General features: G+C 70.4%; 18 protein-coding genes. 11 read left to right on the forward strand and 7 right to left on the reverse strand.

Going from position 1 to position 18,252, the window contains the following annotated elements:
* Positions 1 to 24: 24 nt before the first annotated feature.
* The 8 genes from N7925_RS04845 to pssA all read left to right on the forward strand — a co-directional run bounded on the left by N7925_RS04845 (position 25) and on the right by pssA (position 8,944).
* A complete protein-coding gene (locus N7925_RS04845; protein ID WP_265598260.1) occupies positions 25 to 822 on the forward strand; it encodes a GNAT family N-acetyltransferase in 798 nt (265 codons plus the stop codon).
* 352 nt (positions 823 to 1,174) lie between these two features.
* Complete coding sequence (gene ccrA / locus N7925_RS04850; RefSeq protein WP_265598261.1) at positions 1,175 to 2,512, forward strand: crotonyl-CoA carboxylase/reductase; 1,338 nt, start codon at positions 1,175 to 1,177, stop codon at positions 2,510 to 2,512.
* A gap of 9 nt (positions 2,513 to 2,521) precedes the next feature.
* A complete protein-coding gene (locus tag N7925_RS04855; RefSeq protein ID WP_274343148.1) occupies positions 2,522 to 4,534 on the forward strand; it encodes a protein meaA in 2,013 nt (670 codons plus the stop codon).
* Positions 4,531 to 5,505, forward strand: a complete 975-nt coding sequence (locus tag N7925_RS04860) for an HpcH/HpaI aldolase/citrate lyase family protein (protein ID WP_265598263.1) — start codon at positions 4,531 to 4,533, stop codon at positions 5,503 to 5,505. Before N7925_RS04855 ends, N7925_RS04860 begins: the two co-directional genes overlap by 4 nt.
* A 2-nt stretch (positions 5,506 to 5,507) precedes the next feature.
* Complete coding sequence (locus tag N7925_RS04865; protein WP_265598264.1) at positions 5,508 to 6,011, forward strand: MaoC family dehydratase; 504 nt, start codon at positions 5,508 to 5,510, stop codon at positions 6,009 to 6,011.
* 49 nt (positions 6,012 to 6,060) lie between these two features.
* Entirely contained in the window at positions 6,061 to 7,266 is a 1,206-nt protein-coding gene (locus N7925_RS04870) for an acyl-CoA dehydrogenase family protein (protein WP_265598265.1), read from the forward strand.
* Positions 7,267 to 7,446: 180 nt separating this feature from the next.
* Positions 7,447 to 8,094 carry a phosphatidylserine decarboxylase gene (locus N7925_RS04875; RefSeq protein WP_003965076.1) on the forward strand — a complete coding sequence of 216 codons (648 nt, stop codon included), beginning with the start codon at positions 7,447 to 7,449 and terminating at the stop codon, positions 8,092 to 8,094.
* A 22-nt stretch (positions 8,095 to 8,116) separates the two neighbouring features.
* Positions 8,117 to 8,944 carry a CDP-diacylglycerol--serine O-phosphatidyltransferase gene (gene pssA / locus N7925_RS04880; protein WP_018955191.1) on the forward strand — a complete coding sequence of 276 codons (828 nt, stop codon included), beginning with the start codon at positions 8,117 to 8,119 and terminating at the stop codon, positions 8,942 to 8,944.
* A gap of 107 nt (positions 8,945 to 9,051) precedes the next feature.
* On the opposite strand, the gene N7925_RS04885 is transcribed toward pssA, so the two are convergent.
* From N7925_RS04885 to N7925_RS04900, 4 genes are all read right to left on the reverse strand, one after another.
* The gene (locus N7925_RS04885) at positions 9,052 to 9,804 is read right to left on the reverse strand and encodes a PIG-L deacetylase family protein (RefSeq protein ID WP_274343149.1); all 753 of its coding nucleotides are present in this window, start codon (positions 9,802 to 9,804) and stop codon (positions 9,052 to 9,054) included.
* 43 nt (positions 9,805 to 9,847) lie between these two features.
* Positions 9,848 to 10,471: a DUF1796 family putative cysteine peptidase gene (locus N7925_RS04890; RefSeq protein WP_274343150.1), complete on the reverse strand. Its 624-nt coding sequence runs from the start codon at positions 10,469 to 10,471 to the stop codon at positions 9,848 to 9,850.
* Between the two features lie 11 nt (positions 10,472 to 10,482).
* Positions 10,483 to 11,631 carry an SAM-dependent methyltransferase gene (locus N7925_RS04895; protein WP_274343151.1) on the reverse strand — a complete coding sequence of 383 codons (1,149 nt, stop codon included), beginning with the start codon at positions 11,629 to 11,631 and terminating at the stop codon, positions 10,483 to 10,485.
* A gap of 82 nt (positions 11,632 to 11,713) precedes the next feature.
* Positions 11,714 to 11,872, reverse strand: coding sequence for a hypothetical protein (locus N7925_RS04900; protein WP_274343152.1), 159 nt, complete (start codon positions 11,870 to 11,872; stop codon positions 11,714 to 11,716).
* 189 nt (positions 11,873 to 12,061) lie between these two features.
* Between N7925_RS04900 and N7925_RS04905 the strand changes: the two genes are divergently transcribed.
* Positions 12,062 to 12,910 (forward strand): hypothetical protein, encoded by an 849-nt coding sequence (locus tag N7925_RS04905; protein ID WP_274346395.1) that lies wholly within the window; start codon positions 12,062 to 12,064, stop codon positions 12,908 to 12,910.
* Between the two features lie 32 nt (positions 12,911 to 12,942).
* Complete coding sequence (locus N7925_RS04910; RefSeq protein ID WP_274343153.1) at positions 12,943 to 15,147, forward strand: bifunctional serine/threonine-protein kinase/ABC transporter substrate-binding protein; 2,205 nt, start codon at positions 12,943 to 12,945, stop codon at positions 15,145 to 15,147.
* A 69-nt stretch (positions 15,148 to 15,216) separates the two neighbouring features.
* Here N7925_RS04910 and N7925_RS04915 read toward each other — a convergent pair whose 3' ends face one another.
* On the reverse strand, positions 15,217 to 15,726 hold the full coding sequence (locus N7925_RS04915) for a MarR family winged helix-turn-helix transcriptional regulator (protein WP_265598270.1): 510 nt from the start codon (positions 15,724 to 15,726) through the stop codon (positions 15,217 to 15,219).
* 163 nt (positions 15,727 to 15,889) lie between these two features.
* Here N7925_RS04915 and N7925_RS04920 point away from each other — a divergent pair, with 163 nt between their 5' ends.
* Positions 15,890 to 16,315, forward strand: a complete 426-nt coding sequence (locus tag N7925_RS04920; RefSeq protein ID WP_265598271.1) for a Rid family hydrolase — start codon at positions 15,890 to 15,892, stop codon at positions 16,313 to 16,315.
* Between the two features lie 170 nt (positions 16,316 to 16,485).
* On the opposite strand, the gene N7925_RS04925 is transcribed toward N7925_RS04920, so the two are convergent.
* Entirely contained in the window at positions 16,486 to 16,884 is a 399-nt protein-coding gene (locus N7925_RS04925) for an ATP-binding protein (RefSeq protein WP_274343154.1), read from the reverse strand.
* 273 nt (positions 16,885 to 17,157) lie between these two features.
* Positions 17,158 to 17,874, reverse strand: coding sequence for a DUF1349 domain-containing protein (locus N7925_RS04930; RefSeq protein WP_274343155.1), 717 nt, complete (start codon positions 17,872 to 17,874; stop codon positions 17,158 to 17,160).
* Between the last annotated feature and the right edge of the window lie 378 nt (positions 17,875 to 18,252).

An 18,252-nucleotide genomic window follows, 5' to 3' on the forward strand; every position in this document is an offset into this window, starting at 1 on the left:
TCGCCGCTGTGCTGAGGTGCGCGGATGCGCCCCATGGAGACACGTGACCTGTTCGACCGCCAGATGCGCGAGCACGCCCGCCCGGACGGGCCCGGCGTACGCGTGGAGCGCGCCGGGCCCCTGGTGCGCCAGGTCGGCGGCCCGGACGACTGGAACGGGATCGTCTGGTCGGACCCGGAGCTGGACGCCGCGGGGGCCGACGCGGCGATCAGGGCGCAGATCGGGCACTACGCCGCGCTCGGCCACGGGGAGTTCGAGTGGAAGCTCTACTCCCATGACCGGCCGGCCGACCTGGGCGACCGGCTGCGGGCGGCCGGATTCGTACCGGACCCGCCGGAAACCCTGCTGGTGGCCCCCGCCGAGGCGCTGACCGCCCTGCCCGGGGCGGGGCTGCCCGAGGGCGTCACCCTGCGCCCCGTGACCGACGCGGCCGGGGCCGAGCTGATGGCGCTGGCCCACGAGCGGGCGTTCGGCACGGACGCGGGCCGGCTGCGGCACCAGGTGCTGACGCGGCTGGAGCGGGCTCCGGACGACTTCGTGGCCCTGGTGGCGATGGCCGGCGGGGAGCCGGTCAGTTCGGCCCGTATGGAGCTGTACCCGGGCACGCTTTTTGCCGGGCTCTGGGGCGGCGGAACGGTCGCCGAGTGGCGCGGCAGAGGCCTGTACCGGGCCCTGGTGGCCCATCGGGCCGCCGTGGCCGCCGAGCGCGGCTACCGCCACCTCCAGGTCGACGCCACGGACATGTCGGCCCCGATCCTGGTCCGGCTCGGCTTCACGGCGCTCGGCACGACGACGCCGTATGTGTACCGCCCGGCCGGGTAACCGCCTGCCAGCAGGACAGAACGTCCCGTAACGCCCATCGTGTTGCTCATGCGTGCCCATGGGATGACAAGTGAGAGAAATTGTTGGCACTGGGTGCCTTGTCAGGTGTCACGGAGTGCCATACGTTGAAGGTGTCCGGGCGGCCGGCGTGCTGAGACCTCACACGTACGCCGGCTGTCCCCGCAACCACCGTGCTGCGCGCCCGGACGCCTGCGTCACAGGCACTCTTCTGCTCCACCGGGCAGAGCCGAGCTCCACCCGCCGAACCGACGGCAACACCTCCACACCGCACTCCCCTGCCAGCAGGGCCCCTCAAGCGTTCCCTCGACGCCGCATCACCGGAGGCAACACCGTGAAGGAAATCCTGGACGCGATCCAATCCGAGGACAGCACCGCCGCGGACTTCGCGGCCCTGTCCCTCCCCGATTCCTACCGCGCGATCACCGTGCACAAGGACGAGGCGGAGATGTTCGCGGGGCTCGAAACCCGCGACAAGGACCCGCGCAAGTCGATCCACCTGGACGACGTCCCGGTCCCCGAACTCGGCCCCGGCGAGGCCCTCGTCGCCGTGATGGCCAGTTCGGTGAATTACAACTCCGTCTGGACCTCGATCTTCGAGCCGGTGTCGACGTTCAGCTTCCTGGAGCGCTACGGGCGACTCAGCGAACTGACCAAGCGCCATGACCTGCCGTACCACGTCATCGGCTCCGACCTGGCGGGCGTCGTCCTGCGCACCGGGCCCGGCGTGAACGCCTGGAACCCGGGCGACGAGGTCGTCGCGCACTGTCTGTCGGTGGAGCTGGAGTCCTCCGACGGCCACAACGACACGATGCTCGACCCCGAGCAGCGGATCTGGGGCTTCGAGACCAACTTCGGCGGGCTCGCCGAGATCGCGCTCGTCAAGTCCAACCAGCTGATGCCCAAGCCCCAGCACCTCAGCTGGGAGGAGGCCGCCTCCCCGGGCCTGGTCAACTCGACCGCGTACCGGCAGCTCGTCTCGCGCAACGGCGCGGGCATGAAGCAGGGCGACAACGTGCTGATCTGGGGCGCCAGCGGCGGACTCGGCTCCTACGCCACCCAGTTCGCCCTGGCCGGCGGCGCCAACCCGATCTGTGTCGTCTCCAGCCCCGAGAAGGCCGACATCTGCCGGGCCATGGGCGCCGAGGCGGTCATCGACCGCAACGCCGAGGGCTACAAGTTCTGGAAGGACGAGCACACCCAGGACCCCAAGGAGTGGAAGCGCTTCGGCAAGCGCATCCGCGAGTACACCGGCGGCGAGGACATCGACATCGTCTTCGAGCACCCCGGCCGCGAGACCTTCGGCGCCTCGGTCTACGTCACCCGCAAGGGCGGCACCATCACCACCTGCGCCTCCACCTCGGGCTACATGCACGAGTACGACAACCGCTACCTGTGGATGTCCCTCAAGCGGATCATCGGCTCGCACTTCGCCAACTACCGCGAGGCGTGGGAGGCGAACCGGCTGATCGCCAAGGGGAAGATCCACCCGACGCTCTCCAGGGTCTACTCCCTGGAAGACACCGGACAGGCCGCGTACGACGTCCACCGCAACCTGCACCAGGGCAAGGTCGGCGTCCTCGCCCTGGCCCCCCGCGAGGGCCTGGGCGTGCGCGACCAGGACATGCGCGAGCAGCACATCGACGCCATCAACCGCTTCCGCAACGTCTGAGGTTCTCCGATGAACGAACGTCAGAAGGACCGGCCCTGGCTCATGCGGACGTACGCCGGTCACTCGACCGCCGAGGCGTCCAACGAGCTGTACCGCCGCAACCTCGCCAAGGGCCAGACGGGTCTCTCGGTCGCCTTCGATCTGCCCACGCAGACCGGATACGACCCGGACCACCTTCTCGCCCGCGGCGAGGTGGGCCGTGTCGGCGTTCCCGTCTCGCACCTCGGTGACATGCGGCGGCTGTTCCAGGACATCCCCCTGGAGCAGATGAACACCTCGATGACGATCAACGCGACCGCCATGTGGCTGCTGGCGCTCTACCAGGTGGTCGCCCAGGAGCAGGGGGCCGACCCCGACAGGCTCCAGGGGACCACACAGAACGACATCGTGAAGGAGTACCTCTCGCGCGGGACGCACGTCTTCCCGCCGGTGCCCTCACTGCGGCTGACCACGGACATGATCACGTACACGGTCGACCGCATCCCCAAGTGGAACCCCATCAACATCTGCAGCTACCACCTCCAGGAGGCGGGGGCCACCCCGGTCCAGGAGATCGCGTACGCCATGTCGACCGCCATCGCGGTGCTCGACGCGGTCCGCGACTCGGGCCAGGTGCCCGAGGAGAAGTTCGGGGACGTGGTCGCCCGGATCTCGTTCTTCGTGAACGCGGGCGTCCGCTTCATCGAGGAGATGTGCAAGATGCGTGCCTTCGGCCGCATCTGGGACCGCGTCACCCGCGAGCGGTACGGCATCGCCGACCCCAAGCAGCGCCGATTCCGCTACGGCGTCCAGGTCAACTCCCTCGGGCTGACCGAGGCGCAGCCGGAGAACAACGTCCAGCGCATCGTCCTGGAGATGCTGGCCGTCACCCTCTCCAAGGACGCCCGCGCCCGCGCCGTACAGCTGCCGGCCTGGAACGAGGCGCTGGGGCTCCCCCGGCCCTGGGACCAGCAGTGGTCGCTACGGATCCAGCAGGTGCTGGCGCACGAGAGCGATCTGCTGGAGTACGAGGACATCTTCGCCGGTTCGCACGTCATCGAGGCCAAGGTGGACTCGCTGGTCGAGGAGTCGCTGGCGGAGATCGACCGGATCCAGCAGATGGGCGGCGCGATGGCGGCCGTCGAGTCGGGTTACCTCAAGTCGGAGCTGGTCTCCTCGCACGCGGCACGGCGGGCCCGGATCGAGGGCGGTGAGGAGAAGATCGTCGGCGTCAACATCTACGAGTCCACCGAGCCCAGCCCGCTCACCGCCGACCTCGACGGCGCGATCATGACGGTCGACCCCGAGAACGAGGCCCGGGTCGTGGCCGCCCTGCACGAGTGGCGGGACAACCGCGACGAGACGCGCGCCTCCGAGGCACTGGCCGCGCTGAAGAAGGCCGCAGCCGGCACCGAGAACATGATGGAGGCCACCGTCGAGTGCGCCCGGGCCGGCGTCACCACCGGCGAGTGGTCCTGGGCGCTGCGGGACGTCTTCGGCGAGTTCCGAGCGCCGACCGGGGTCTCCTCGGCCCCGGTGGCGGTCACCGCCGAGCCGGGCAGCACGCTCGCCCTGGTCCGCGAGAAGGTCACCCGCACCGCCGCCGACCTGGACGTGGGGCGGCTGCGGCTGCTGGTCGGCAAGCCGGGCCTGGACGGGCACTCCAACGGGGCCGAGCAGATCGCCGTACGGGCCAGGGACGCCGGGTTCGAGGTCGTCTACCAGGGCATCCGGCTGACCCCCGAGCAGATCACCGACGCGGCGATCGCCGAGGACGTGCACTGTGTGGGGCTCTCCATCCTGTCCGGCTCGCACGCCGAGCTGGTGCCCGACGTCCTGCACCGGCTGCGCGCGGCCGGGGCCCCGGACATCCCGGTGATCGCGGGCGGCATCATCCCGCCGGCCGACGCCGCCGCACTCGTCGAAGCCGGTGTGGCCGCCGTCTTCACCCCGAAGGATTTCGGCATCACCGAGATCATCGGCCGTATCGTCGACGAGATCCGGAAAGCGAACCAGCTCGACCCTCTGGAGGTCCCCGCATGACCACGCCAAACCCGTCCGTCAACCGGCTGCGCCCCCGCCGCTCGTGTCTGGCCGTTCCGGGCTCGAACCCGCGCTTCCTGGAGAAGGCCCAGGGCCTCCCGGCCGACCAGGTCTTCCTGGACCTGGAGGACGCCTGCGCGCCGCTCGCCAAGGAGGGCGCGCGCCACACCATCGTCGACGCGCTGAACAACGGTGACTGGAGCGGCAAGACCCGGGTCGTGCGGGTCAACGACTGGACGACGCACTGGACGTACCGGGATGTCATCACGGTCGTCGAGGGCGCGGGGCCGAACCTCGACTGCATCATGCTGCCGAAGGTCCAGGACGCCCAGCAGGTCGTGGCGCTGGACCTGCTGCTGACCCAGATCGAGAAGACGATGGGCTTCGAGGCCGGGAGGATCGGCATCGAGGCGCAGATCGAGAACGCCAAGGGCCTGGTGAACATCGACGACATCGCCGCCGCCTCGCCCCGCCTGGAGACGCTGATCTTCGGCCCGGCCGACTTCATGGCCTCGATCAACATGAAGACCCTGGTCGTCGGCCAGCAGCCGCCCGGCTACCCGGCGGACGCCTACCACTACATCCTGATGCGCATCCTGATGGCGGCCCGTACGCACGACCTCCAGGCGATCGACGGCCCGTTCCTCCAGATCCGCGACGTGGACGCCTACCGCGAGGTGGCCGGCCGCGCTGCCGCCCTCGGCTTCGACGGCAAGTGGGTGCTGCACCCGGGTCAGGTCGACGCGGCGAACGAGGTGTTCTCGCCCTCGCAGGAGGACTACGACCACGCCGAGCTGATCCTCGACGCCTATGACTGGTGCACCTCCGAGGAGGGCGGCAAGAAGGGCTCCGCGATGCTCGGCGACGAGATGATCGACGAGGCCAGCCGCAAGATGGCGCTCGTCATCGCGGGCAAGGGCCGGGCCGCCGGAATGCGGCGCACCTCCAAGTTCGAAGCCCCGGAGGCCTGATCATGCAGTTCGGACGCACGTATGAGGAGTTCGAGGTCGGTGCCGTTTACAAGCACTGGCCCGGAAAAACGGTCACGGAATACGACGACCACCTCTTCTGTCTGCTGACCATGAATCACCACCCGCTGCACCTGGACAGCAACTACGCGGAGAACACGACCGACTTCGGAAAGAACGTGGTCGTCGGCAACTACGTCTACTCGCTGCTGCTCGGTATGTCGGTGCCCGACGTCTCCGGAAAGGCCATCGCCAACCTGGAGGTCGAATCGCTGAAGCACATCGCGCCGACCTTCCACGGCGACACGGTCTACGGCGAGACGACCGTGCTGGACAAGACGCCGTCGAAGTCCAAGAGCGACCGCGGCATCGTGTACGTGGAGACCAGGGGCTACAAGCAGGACGGCACGGTCGTCTGCGTGTTCCGCCGCAAGGTGATGGTCCCCACCGAGACGTACATCAAGGAGCGCGGCGGGGAGCAGCCCGGCCGCCCGACGCCCGCCAAGTAACCGTGTGAAGCCTTGAGACCATCCGCGTGAAGCCACAGGAGAAGCAGCCATGACGCGACTCGCCCAGACCGCCGGTCTGAACGACATCCAGCGGGAAATCCTCGCCACCGTCCGGGATTTCGTCGACAAGGAGATCATTCCGGTCGCGACCCGGCTGGAGCACCGCGACGAGTACCCCACGGAGATCGTCGAGGGGCTGAAGGAACTCGGCCTGTTCGGGCTGATGATCCCCGAGGAGTACGGGGGGCTGGGTGAGTCGCTGCTCACCTACGCGCTGTGCGTGGAGGAGATCGCGCGCGGCTGGATGAGCGTCTCGGGCATCATCAACACGCATTTCATCGTGGCCTACATGCTCAAGCAGCACGGCACCCAGGAACAGAAGGACACCTTCCTGCCGCGCATGGCGCTGGGCGAGGTGCGCGGGGCCTTCTCGATGTCGGAGCCGGCGCTCGGCTCGGATGTCTCGGCGATCTCGTCGAAGGGCGTCAGGGACGGCGACGCATACGTCCTCAACGGCCAGAAGATGTGGCTGACGAACGGCGGAACGTCGAATCTGGTGGCCGTCCTCTGCCGAAGTGACGAAGGCCACCCGGAGGGCACCGCGCCCCACAAGTCGATGACGACCTTCCTCATCGAGAAGGAGCCCGGCTTCGGAGAGGTCCGGCCCGGCCTGACCATCCCCGGAAAGATCGACAAGATGGGCTACAAGGGCGTCGACACGACCGAGCTCATCATGGACGACCTGCGCATTCCGGCCAATCGCGTCCTCGGTGGCACGACCGGCCGAGGGTTTTACCAAATGATGGACGGCGTCGAGGTCGGCCGGGTGAATGTCGCCGCGCGTGGTTGCGGTGTCGCGCAACGTGCATTTGAACTGGGCGTTTCATACGCCCAGCAGCGTCACACCTTCGGCAAACCGATCGCCCAGCACCAGGCGATCCAGTTCAAACTGGCTGAAATGGCCACCAAGGTCGAAGCCGCTCATGCGATGATGGTCAATGCGGCACGCAAAAAGGACTCCGGGGAACGAAACGACCTGGAGGCAGGGATGGCGAAGTACCTCGCCTCCGAGTACTGCAAGGAAGTCGTCGAGGACGCCTTCCGTATCCACGGCGGTTACGGCTTCTCCAAGGAGTACGAGATCGAGCGCCTCTACCGCGAGGCACCGATGCTGCTGATCGGTGAAGGTACCGCCGAGATCCAGAAAATGATCATTGGCCGGCGCCTCTTGGAGGAGTACCGATTCCAGGGCTGATTGTCCCTTTCAGGGTGATTTGGTGGCGAAGAACGTCACACCGGGTCACCCTCGACGGGTGCCTTTCCGCCGTCCGACTCGGCTGCTGGCTTGCCCAGTTGCGCCCGGCAACCGATAGCATCGCCGGAAAGCCGCCGTCCCCCGTTGCCAGCGCGGCATCATCCGCTACGAAGGTCATTCATGCCCGACAGCACTTCCTCCGCATCCCGCGGCGGGGTCCGCATCGCCCGCGGAGCATCGCCGTGGCTCCTGCCGACCGTCGCCACCGCAGCCCTCAGCCTGGCCCGCGCCCGCAAGTCGGGGCGCTGGGCAGCAGTGGCTGTGCCCACCACCGCGCTCGCGGCGGGCATGCTGTGGTTCTTCCGTGACCCCGAGCGCGAGATCACTGACGGCCGGGTCATCTCCCCGGCCGACGGTGTGGTGCAGAGCATCATGCCGTGGAAGGACGGGCGCACCCGCGTCGCGATCTTCATGAGCCCGCTCAACGTCCACGTCAACCGCGCTCCGCTGGCGGGCACCGTGACGTCGGTCGAGCACATCCCGGGCGGCTTCGTTCCGGCGTTCAACAAGGAGAGCGAGAACAACGAGCGCGTTGTCTGGCACTTCGACACCGAGCTCGGCGACATCGAGATGGTGCAGATCGCGGGAGCGGTCGCCCGTCGCATCGTGCCGTACCTCCCCGAGGGCACGAAGGTGGAGCAGGGCGAACGCATCGGCCTGATCCGCTTCGGCTCGCGCGTGGACATCTACCTCCCGGAGGGTATCGATGTCGCGGTCGAGGTCGGTCAGGCCACCACCGCGGGGGTGACTCGAATTGACCGTGATTGATCCTGATACCAAGGCCGGCTGGGTGCCGGAGGCCGACGACGAGAACGACGTCGACGGCGCGGAGGACATGCCGCTCTCCATGCGGCTGTCGATAGCGGACACGCTCACACTCGGTAACGCGACGTGCGGATTCATGGCGGTGTACTTCACCACCACGGGCATCCTCATCCCGCACCTCACGGGCAGCGAAGAGACGGGCATGGCCCGGCACTCGGCCGCCACCGCCGTGATCCTCATGCTGATGGCCGCGATCTTCGACCTGTTCGACGGTCTCGTGGCGCGCAAGCTGCGCTCCTCGCCGATGGGCGCCGAGCTGGACAACCTCTCGGACCTCATCAGCTTCGGGCTCGCACCGGCCTACTTCGTGCTCGTGTACGGCATGGTCGCCGACGACGCCCATCAGCGGGTGTCGGCGCTGGCGGCGATCGTCGTGTTGCTGGCGGTGGTCCTCAGGCTTGCGAGATTCTCCTGTGTGACGCTGAAGGACGGCATGTTCCAGGGCATGCCGAGCCCCTTCGGAGCGCTGACGGTCGTCTCGATCGTGCTCCTGGAGCTGCCCTTCCCGCCCACCCTGCTGGCGATCGTCGGGGTGGCGTGGCTGATGGTGAGCCGGGTGGAGTACCCCAAGCCGCGGGGCGTCCTCGCGGTGGCGATGCTCGGCTGGATCGTGGCCGCGATGGGGCTGCTCGCCGCGTGGGCGTTCGACGCGCCCGGCGGTCAGCTGCTGCTCCAGACCGGCTGCGCGCTCCAGGTGGTGCTCGGCGCGGTGATCCCGCTGTTCGCCACGGCGCGACGGGTGAACACGTTCCGTGACAACCGGCGCGAGGCGCGGGCGGCACAGCTGCCGTAGCGGCGACACGCGAAGACAGGGCGAGGGCCCCGGATGCTCCCCGGCATCCGGGGCCCTCGTGCGTTCGCCGCCATGCCCGGGCGCGCGTCCGTTCCCGGGCACCCGCGTCACTCCTGGTCGCGGGGTTCCAGGCTCCAGATCAGCTCGGCGCGCAGCGGGCCCGTCCGGGAGAGCACCGCTCCGTGGACGGGGGCGAGCCCGGCGAGCTGGGAGGCATGGCACAGGACCGCCTCGCGCTTGGCCGCCCACCGCTCGTCGGAGAGCACCAGCTCATGGCGGACGGTGAGCCGGTGGGTGCGGTTCAGCTCCTGGTAGGCGGGCCCCCAGTCCTCGCTCGCGGCCAGTGCCTCGCCCGCCCCGGGGGTGCCCCATTCGGGGAGGTGTCCGGTGTACGGCAGGTCGGCGTAGACCCAGGGCTCGGGGGCCCCGGCCGCGGCGAGGACGCGCTGGGTGCGCAGCCGGACCGCCTCGTGGTCCGGCTGGTTGGTGGCGAGCGGTACGAGCACCCGGGTGCCGGGGGCCAGCGAGCGCAGCAGGGCGTCGAGTCCGGCGGGCTCGTCGCCCTCGCCGACGTACGGGCCGTCGGGGTGGTCGACGAGGACCTGCTCGGCCCCCAGCAGCTCGCAGGAGCGGGCGTCCTCGGCCCGCCGCGCCCGGTACGCCTCGACGGCGGAGCTGAACCCGCAGAGGGCGTCCCACCCCGAGACCGGGAGGCCGGGGGCCGGGGAGCCGCCGTGGACGGTGACCACCGCGAGGGGGCCGGGCAGGGTGGGCAGCAGTCCCGCGAGGGAGAGGGCGGCGTCGTCGAAGTGCGGCGAGATGACGACGGTGCGCCAGGGCGGGGGTACGGCGATGGGCACGGTTCCTCCGGAGGGGGTTGCGGGCGGCTCGGCGGGCGGGTGGTCAGGGCCCGGGGGCGCGGCGGGGGATGTCCAGCGGGGCCAGGGCGGCGTCCCAGGCGGCGTCGTCGCCCTCCCAGCGGCCCGGGCTGAGGGCGGCCGTGCCCCACAGGACGCCGGGCGGGAGTGCGCCGGCGTCCGTCGGGGGCGTACGGCGCAGCCACAGCAGGTCGAAGTCGTGGTCCGGGTAGCGGGTGCGCAGCAACCGGTGGAGGTCGGCCAGTTCGGGGGCGCCGCTCTCGTCGAACGCGTCCTGGTGGACGTACAGGACACGCGACCGGGAGGCGGTCAGGGCCCGCCAGCGGGCTGCGAGGTGGGTGAACTTGGCCCGGACCTCCGGATGCTGCTCGGCGATGAGGACCGGGGTCAGCCCGGTGCCCTCCGGGGCGTGGAACTCGTGGAAGAAGCGGATGTTCGAGCCCCGGTCCCGTACGCAGGCGCCGTCGCTGAACGGTTCGCCCAGGCCGGGGCGGAGTACGTTGGCGAAGTCGGCCTCGATGGTCTCCTTCACGGCGGTGAGGTCGAGGTCGAGCCAGTCGAAGAAGTGGGCCCGCTCGACGCCGGTGATCCGGCGGAGCTGGTAGGTCGACTCGCAGTGGTAGCCGAGCCCGACGCAGACGTCGTACATCGCGGACTCCGTCAGACGCCGGTGCGCCGCAGCAGGACGCCGATGCTGCCGCGCTTGCTCAGATAGGCGCGGCCGCCGCAGACGGCTTCCAGCGCCGGGGCGACGAGCGGCGTCTCGTCGGCCTTCTCCCAGTGCGGGGTGCGCTCGAGCCAGGGGGTCAGCCGGGCGGCGAGCGTCTCCGGTTCCAGGGCGACGAAGACCAGGTCGGCGGGGAGGCGGTCGAGCAGGGCGAGATCCTGGCCGTAATACAGCATCTCGATCAGGAGGTAGGCCGCGCCCGGGAGTTCCTGGCGGGCGGCCAGGTCCTCCAGGGACTCGGCGTGGATGTGCGCGGTCTCCCCGGCGTGGGCGGTCAGCCGGTGGCGGAAGAGCGGGTTGGGTTCGGTCGCGTGGACGGTGAAGCCCTTGTCCACGAGCCGGGTGGTGAGGGCCCCTTCGCAGGCTCCGACCTCGACGAGGGGGCCGCTGCCGGGCGGGCGGTGTCCGGCGATCCACGCGACGGTGGCGTCCAGCCGCTCCGCCTCGTAGGCGGACGTGGCGAATTCCCAGGGGTCGGGCACCGAGGCTGCGTCCTCGTCGAGGCTGGCCAGGAGCGCGAACAGCCGCTCGCGTTCGTCGGGTCCGGCAGCGAAGAAGCGTTCGGTGGCGTGGACCCGCCCGGTCCGGACGACGTGCTCCTCCGAGACGGTGCGCAGCAGGTGTCGGCAGTGCCGGTTGACGAAGCCGAGCTTGGCGGCGACCGCGGCCCGGACCAGGGGGCGGTCCAGGTCGCTGATGAACTGGAGGTAGGGCGAGTGGCCGACGGCGTGCAGGACGGGCCGTTCCCCGGCGGCGTCGGCGGCGTCCCGGCCGAGACGGCCGCGGCTGCGCCGGGTGTCGGCGGGCGAGTGGGTCCAGAGGCGGGCCGGGCCGCCCTGGGCCGATGCCTCGACGAGGGCCGCCAGGGCCTCGGGTCCAGGCGACGCGGCGTGCTCGTCGACCGGCCCGACCAGCGGGGCCAGGGCGTCGAGCCGTTCGGCGAGCGGCCGGCCCGCCGGGAGCATCAGGCGCTCGCCGGTGTCGCCGCACAGGACGTGGATCTCGTCCTCCTGGCCGCCGAGCACGGAGAGGAAGTCCAGAGCCGCGTCCTCGGCCCTGAGTACCGCCACGATGTCGATCACGGATGGATCCCCTCAGCAGGACTCGACAGGGCATGTTCGGAAGTCGGCGGACCCGGCCCGAAGGCGCGGAGTCCGGAATGAGCTAATCACCGGCATTCCATGTGGTCCAGACCAATTTTCCGCCGATCATGAAGCCCGGAACAGCGGCCGCCAGAAGCCGGAGCCCCACCGGCGCCGTGCCGGCGCGGGCTTCCTCCGCGCGTCGACGGCTGAGATCCGGCCAATGCCGGTCGTCCTTCATCTCCGGCGCCTACCATCCCGCGCGCAGGGGCGCCAGAGACGAAACCCCGCTGTCGGCTGAGCCGTCGCACCGACCGGATGAGTAGCGGCTTCCCGTCACCGTGGCGCGGCCCGCTTCTAGGATCGCCTCGCTGACGACGCCCGGACCATTCGGCCAGGGCGCGGAGCGGAGGACCAGGGGGGTCCGATGATGAAGCTGATGCTGGTGGGGACACGTGTGGCGGCGGTCGCGGCGGCGGGGGCGCTGCTGGCCGGGTGCGGCGGGCCGGCGTCGAAGGGCGGGGGCGGGCCGGACCCGAAGCCGAGCGGATCGGCGAAGCAGGGCAGCCGGGCGGCGGACGGCCAGAAGCCGGGGGCGACGGGGAAGCCGGACGCGCAGGAGTCCACGCTGCCGGGGGCGCTGCCCAGCGCCTACACGTTCACGCCGAACCCGGCGCGGGTCCCGAAGAGCGCGGCCCAGGCACGGAAGCTGACCCGCAACGCCGCGCTCGGGGAGGCCGACTGGACGGCCGGGATGGTCCGGCACGCCCCGTACGAGAGCGGCGGCAGCCGGCCCGTGCTCCCCGACTCCTGCGTCTGGACCCGTTCCGCGCTGCCGTCCGGCGTCCTGGACAGCTTCACGCGGCGGCTCGACATCCCGGCGCGGGACGGCAGGGGCCGGGTCCAGGGGGCGGTGACCGTGACCGTGCACCGGAGCGTGGCGGGCGCGGACAGGGAGATCAAGGACACCGTCCAGGAGAGCTTCCGCTGCCCCCGGCAGGAGTTGGGCGGCGGGCAGCGCCTCAGCGGTCTGATGTCGCTCCGGTTCGATCAGAAGGACGTGCGCAACGCGGACGCCTCGCTGTTCGAGGCGGGGAAGTACACCGGTCCGGAGTCGGGCGGGATCCAGGACTATGTGTGGACCAAGTCCCGGATCGGCCCGGTGACGACGGCCGTGTCGGTCAAGGGCGCGAAGGGCTACCGGAACAGCGACCTGCTGCGGATCGCCGCCGAGGGCGGCGCCAAGGTGCTCTACCGCGTCGAGCTTGAGCTGAAGTGACCGCGGGCCCGGACGAAAGGCACTGACCCCTGATGGAACCGCTCCGTTCCACCGACCCGGCACGGATCGCCGGGTACCGCGTCCTCGGCCGGCTCGGCGCCGGGGGCATGGGCGTGGTGCTGCTGGGCCGGTCGCCCGGCGGCGCGCTGGTGGCGATCAAGCTGATCCGCGCGGAGTACGCCGACGACGCCGCCTTCCGCGCCCGTTTCCGGCGGGAGGTGGCCATCGCCCGGCAGGTGCGCAACCGGTGGGCGGTGCCGGTGGTCGACGCCGACACCGAGGCGCCCGCCCCGTGGCTGGCCACCGAGTTCGTACCCGGGCCCGCCCTGAGCGAGGCGGTCGGCGGCGGGGGGCCGCTGCCGGAACGCGGGGTACGGGCGCTGGGCTCGATGCTCGCGGAGGCGCTGGACGCCGTCCACGCGGCGGGGCTCGTGCACCGGGACGTCAAGCCCGGCAACGTCCTGCTGGGCCTGGACGGGCCCCGGCTGATCGACTTCGGGATCGCGCGGGCCCTGGACGACACCGTCCTCACGGCGACGGACGTGATCGTCGGCTCCCCCGGCTTCCTCTCGCCCGAGCAGGCGCAGGGGCGGCGGATCGGACCGGCGAGCGACGTCTTCTCGTTGGGCTGCGTCCTGGTGTACGCGGCCACGGGCGGGCGGCCGTTCGGCAGCGGCCCGGTGGAGGCGATGCTGTTCCGCACCGTGCACGACACGGCGGACCTGAGCGCGCTGCCGCCCGGGCTGCTCCCCGTCGTCGAGGCGTGCCTGTCCAAGGACCCCGGGGGCCGTCCCGCGGCGACGGACATCCAACGGGCCTTCGCCGAGGACGTGTCGGGCGGCAGTTGGCTGCCCGGTCCGGTCACCCACCTGATCGCCGAGCGCTCGGCGCGGATGCTCGCCCTGCCGGGCATCGACGCGACCAGCCTGGACGCCGGCGCGACGGGCGGCCCGACCACAGGCACGGGCACAAGCGTGGGAAGGGGGACGGGGGCGGAAACCGGAACCGGCGGCGGGGGCACGGCCACGGTCCCGGTCTCCCCCGCCCGTCGCCGTTTCCTCGCGTACGTCGCCGGCGGCGCGGCGCTCGCGGCGACGGGCGGCACCGCGGCGTGGCTGGCCTCCTCCGGCGACGGCGAGGGCCCGGGCGGCGGGGGCGAGGGCGACGACGGGAAGGCGGCCCGCCCGGAGCTGCGCATCGGCCTCCAGGCCGACCTCAGCGGCCCGTCGGCGGCCCTCGGCAAGGGACAGGACCGGGCGGCGCGGCTCGCGGTCGCGGAGCACAACGCGCAGGGGGACGCGCCGTTCACGCTGCGGCTGACCACGGTCGACGACGGGGGCGACGAGGAGCGGGCCAGGGCGGCGGTGCGCCGGTTCGCCGAGGACCCGCTGCTGGTGGCCGCCCTGGGCGCGACCGGCACGGACGCGGCGCGGGAGGCGCTGGTCGCGTACGACGAGGCGGCGCTGCCCCTGCTCAGCGTGGTCGACGGGGACATCCGGCACCTGAACCGGATCTTCCTGTGCGCCCGGCCGCGCAACGACATGCAGATGCTGCCGGTGGCCCAGTTCCTGGGGGCGTACGGGATCGACCGGATCGCTCTCGTCGACGACGGCACGGAATACGGCCGGCAGACCACCCGCTTCCTCGGCACCGGCCTGCGCGGGAACGGACGCACGGTGCTCGCGGAGACCGTACGGGAGGGCATGCGCGACCTTGACGCGGAGGCGGAACGGATCGCCGCGAAGCGGCCGGGGGCGGTGGTGTACGGGGGCGGGTGGCGGGATGCCGGACGGTTCGCCAAGTCGCTGACCAGGGCCGGGTTCCTCGGCCCGAAGATCGGCACCCAGGCCGTGCACGACCCCCGGTTCCTGGCGGAGGCCGGCGAGGACGCGGCGGGCTGGCTGGTCGTCTCGACGGCCGCCGACCCGGCTTCCGTACCCTCGGTGCACCCGTTCGCCGCCGCCTACCGCAGACGCTTCGACAGTGCACCGCCGCTGTTCGCGGCGGAGGCGTACGACGCGGTCGGGCTGATCGCCGCCTGCGCGCGGGGGCTGGGCCGGGAGAGGATCAGCCGCCAGGACCTGCTGCCCGCGCTGCGGACGACCTCGTACGAAGGGGTGTCCAAGGGCTACGCGTTCGAGCCCGCCAACGGGATGTACACCGGGACCGGGGTCTTCGTCTACCGCGTGGAGCGGGGGCGCTTCCGGTACATCGGGATGGACGGCCGGGAGGTGTAGACGCCGCCCCCGTCGAACGACTGACCTTCCGGACGGCCGCTGGTGGCGCGACGCCCCCGTCCCCGTCCGTCAGCCGAAGTCGTCGGGGACGATGCGGAGCTTCTGGGCGATGCGGGTGAGCGCCTTCTGGTCGGTCGCGTTGAGCGAGTCGAGGACGACGGCGCGAAGGGCGCGCAGGTGTGTGGGGGCGGCCCGGCGCACGATGTCGAAGCCGGCGTCGGTGAGTTCGGCGAGGGTGTACCGGCCGTCGGCCGGGTCGGGGGTCCGTACGACCCATCCGCGCTGTTCACAGCGTTTGACGACGTTGGACAGCCGGGAGAGCGACCCGCTGGCGAGAAAGGCGAGCTCTCCCATCCGCAGCCTGCGCCCCGGGGCCTCGGAGAGATGGCTGAGCACGAGGTACTCGAACAGGGTGAGGCCGTGCTCCTGGCGCAGCGGCGACTCCAGCTTGCCGGGCAGCAGCAGGACCAGGGAGATCAGTCCCGTCCAGGCCGCCTTCTCCTGCTCGTCGAGCCAGCGGAGTTCCTCGTCGTCCTCGTGTTCTCCCGTACCGCTCATGGGCCCTTCCGTGCTGCTCATGGATCTTCCCGCTCCTCTGGCGACATCCGCCATCACTTTGCGCTTGAAGTCATCGCTCGCTAGTATCACTTTACGCGTGAACTCACAGAAGAGGAAACGCGTGTCCGAGCACGTCTCCACACCCCCCGGGAAGCACCTCCGTGGGGCAGGAAGAGGGACCATCATGAGCACCGTCACCTTCGGCGTCACTCCGGGCTTCGGCGAAAAGCTGCACGAGGCCCACGGCTACAGCGGGGCCGTCCGCGTCGACGACCGGGTCGAGATCTCCGGCCAGGCCGGGGTGGACGACGACCTGGCCATCCCCGACTCACTGGAGGACGAGATCGTCCTGGCGTTCGACAACGTCGAACGTACGCTCGCCACAGTCGGCGCGACCTGGAAGGACGTCATCCACGTGAACTCGTACCACAAGGTCGCACCAGGGGACGACGCCATCGGCGACGACCACAACAGGGTCATGGCCGAGCAGTTCCGCCGCCGCCTCGACGGCCGTGCGCCGATCTGGACCGAGACCGGCGTCACGGTCCTCGGCCTGGCCGCCATGCGCGTGGAGATCCGCGTCACCGCCATCGTCGGCTCCGGGAACTGAACGGCCCGCCCCCGGCCGGGCCGCGGATCCGGACAAGGGGAGAGCGCGAGCACTGGCAGGCGGGTGTGCTCGCCCACCAAGGGGCGGCCTCCGCCCACAGGTCCGTGCTCCGAAACGAGCGGGTCCACCGTCCGTGTCTCTGGCGTTGCGCGGGGATGGTGTGCTGCTGGTCAGGTGGTGCCGTCGGGGCTGAGAGCGTGGTCCGGTGCGGGGTATCCGGGCGGGACGAAGCAAGCGGTCACGGTCTTGCCGTCTCGTTGCGGATGGTGTTCCCAGCTGTCGGACAGTGCCTCGACGATCGCCAGGCCCCGGCCGCCGGTCGCGTCAAGGCCCCGGTCGGCCGGGACCGGCGGTTCCGGGCTGGCGTCGTGAACGCTGACGTGCAGGCAGGAACTGTCCCAGGTCAGGACGAGCTGGGCATCGCTATGAGCGTGTTTGTGCGCGTTCGTCATGAGCTCGGTCACTGCCAGAAGCACCGAATCCACAAAATCCGGTGCGCTCCGCGCCCATTCCAGCGAGTCCAGATGCCCCCGTGCCCAGCGACGCCCCGCCCGCACCCCTTGGGACATGGGGAAGGACCGCGCCCAGCCCACCGCCCTCATCTCAGAATCGGCCACACCGGTGCCTCTCCATCGCTCATCAAGGAAGCCAGGGTCGTTCGTCGCCTTCCGCCACGTCTCCTACCCGCTCCCGCGCATATGACGTCCGCCCGGCTCCAGGCCGCCTCCAGGTGCGGTGCCCCGGACCCGGTCACGCCGGGAACGCCGGAGGGCTCGCCCAAGCCGACGGTCAGCGCCTTCTCACCCGAAGCGACGTCGGTGCTTCGCGGCGGTCATCGTTCGTCAGCTGCCGTTTCTGGTGTCACTGAGCAGGGCATGGCTGATTTCGATGTCACGGAAAACGGCATCGCAGCGTTCGCCGAATGGTGCCTGGCTAAGGAAGCCAACGTACGTTGGCGTTTCGGCCGGAACCGGAAGGTTGAAAAGCCGGACGAAGTTCCAATGCTCACCGTCAGGCGAGGAATGGAAAGCCCAGGCGTTGTTGCCGAGGAAGGCGAGACGCAGGTAGATGCCGGCGTCGGCAACGAGGTGCGAGTTCACATCATCCGAATACGTGTTGGTCACGACGCTGACAACCATGGTCTCGCCGGCGGGGGAATTCTCGAAGCAGAGCTTCGCCCAGTGGTCCTCGTCCGACCAGATTGACAGGGCACCGGCATCGAAGGTGGTGCGGTCTCCCTGGACGGACACCTTGGCCGAGAGCATGAAAGGTGTGGGCGGGGCCAAAAACGCCAGGCTCGCCGCCTTGTGCTGCTGATCCCCCCCGGTCGCGTCGTTGGACCAATCGGCCCCTCCCGCGCTCCGCATGGTGAGCGTCTGGGTGGAGCGTTCGACCGTTGCTTGCCCCTCAACAGGGACCCAGGACAAGGTTGGCAGCGCATCGATCACAAGGTGAGGACTCGGCATAATCTTGTTGCGTTCCTTTGATCGCATGATGGTCGCGGGGCAATGCAGGAGCGGCAGTGCGGGCGAAGGCGACAACGAGTCAGGTTCGCCCATGCCACGTCCAGGTGAATGTATTCGCGTGCGTACGATCGTACGCATTCAGGGTAGGACGGGCATGTGGTTGTACTCAAGTGGTGCGACCTGGGAAAACGCCGAACGGTGGGAGTCAGCGGCCGACCGGCGGTCACGGACGGTTGCGGATCCGCACGTCCGACGGCGAAGCCGGCAGTGACCCCGGCAGCCCGCTCCCCGGACCACGAAGACGGCCTCCCGGTCCCGGCGGACATCCCGACTCGCCGAAGCGAAAAGGCGCGGCCTCGCCTGACAGCCTCCGGTCTCCGGTCTCCGCAGTCGTGGGCCCGTCGTCGTTGCCGGGCGTTTGCCCGAAGTACAGGGCGTGACGGACACATGGTGGCGGGGCTAGGACTCGCT

Source organism: Streptomyces sp. CA-278952 (assembly GCF_028747205.1).
Lineage (GTDB): Bacteria > Actinomycetota > Actinomycetes > Streptomycetales > Streptomycetaceae > Streptomyces.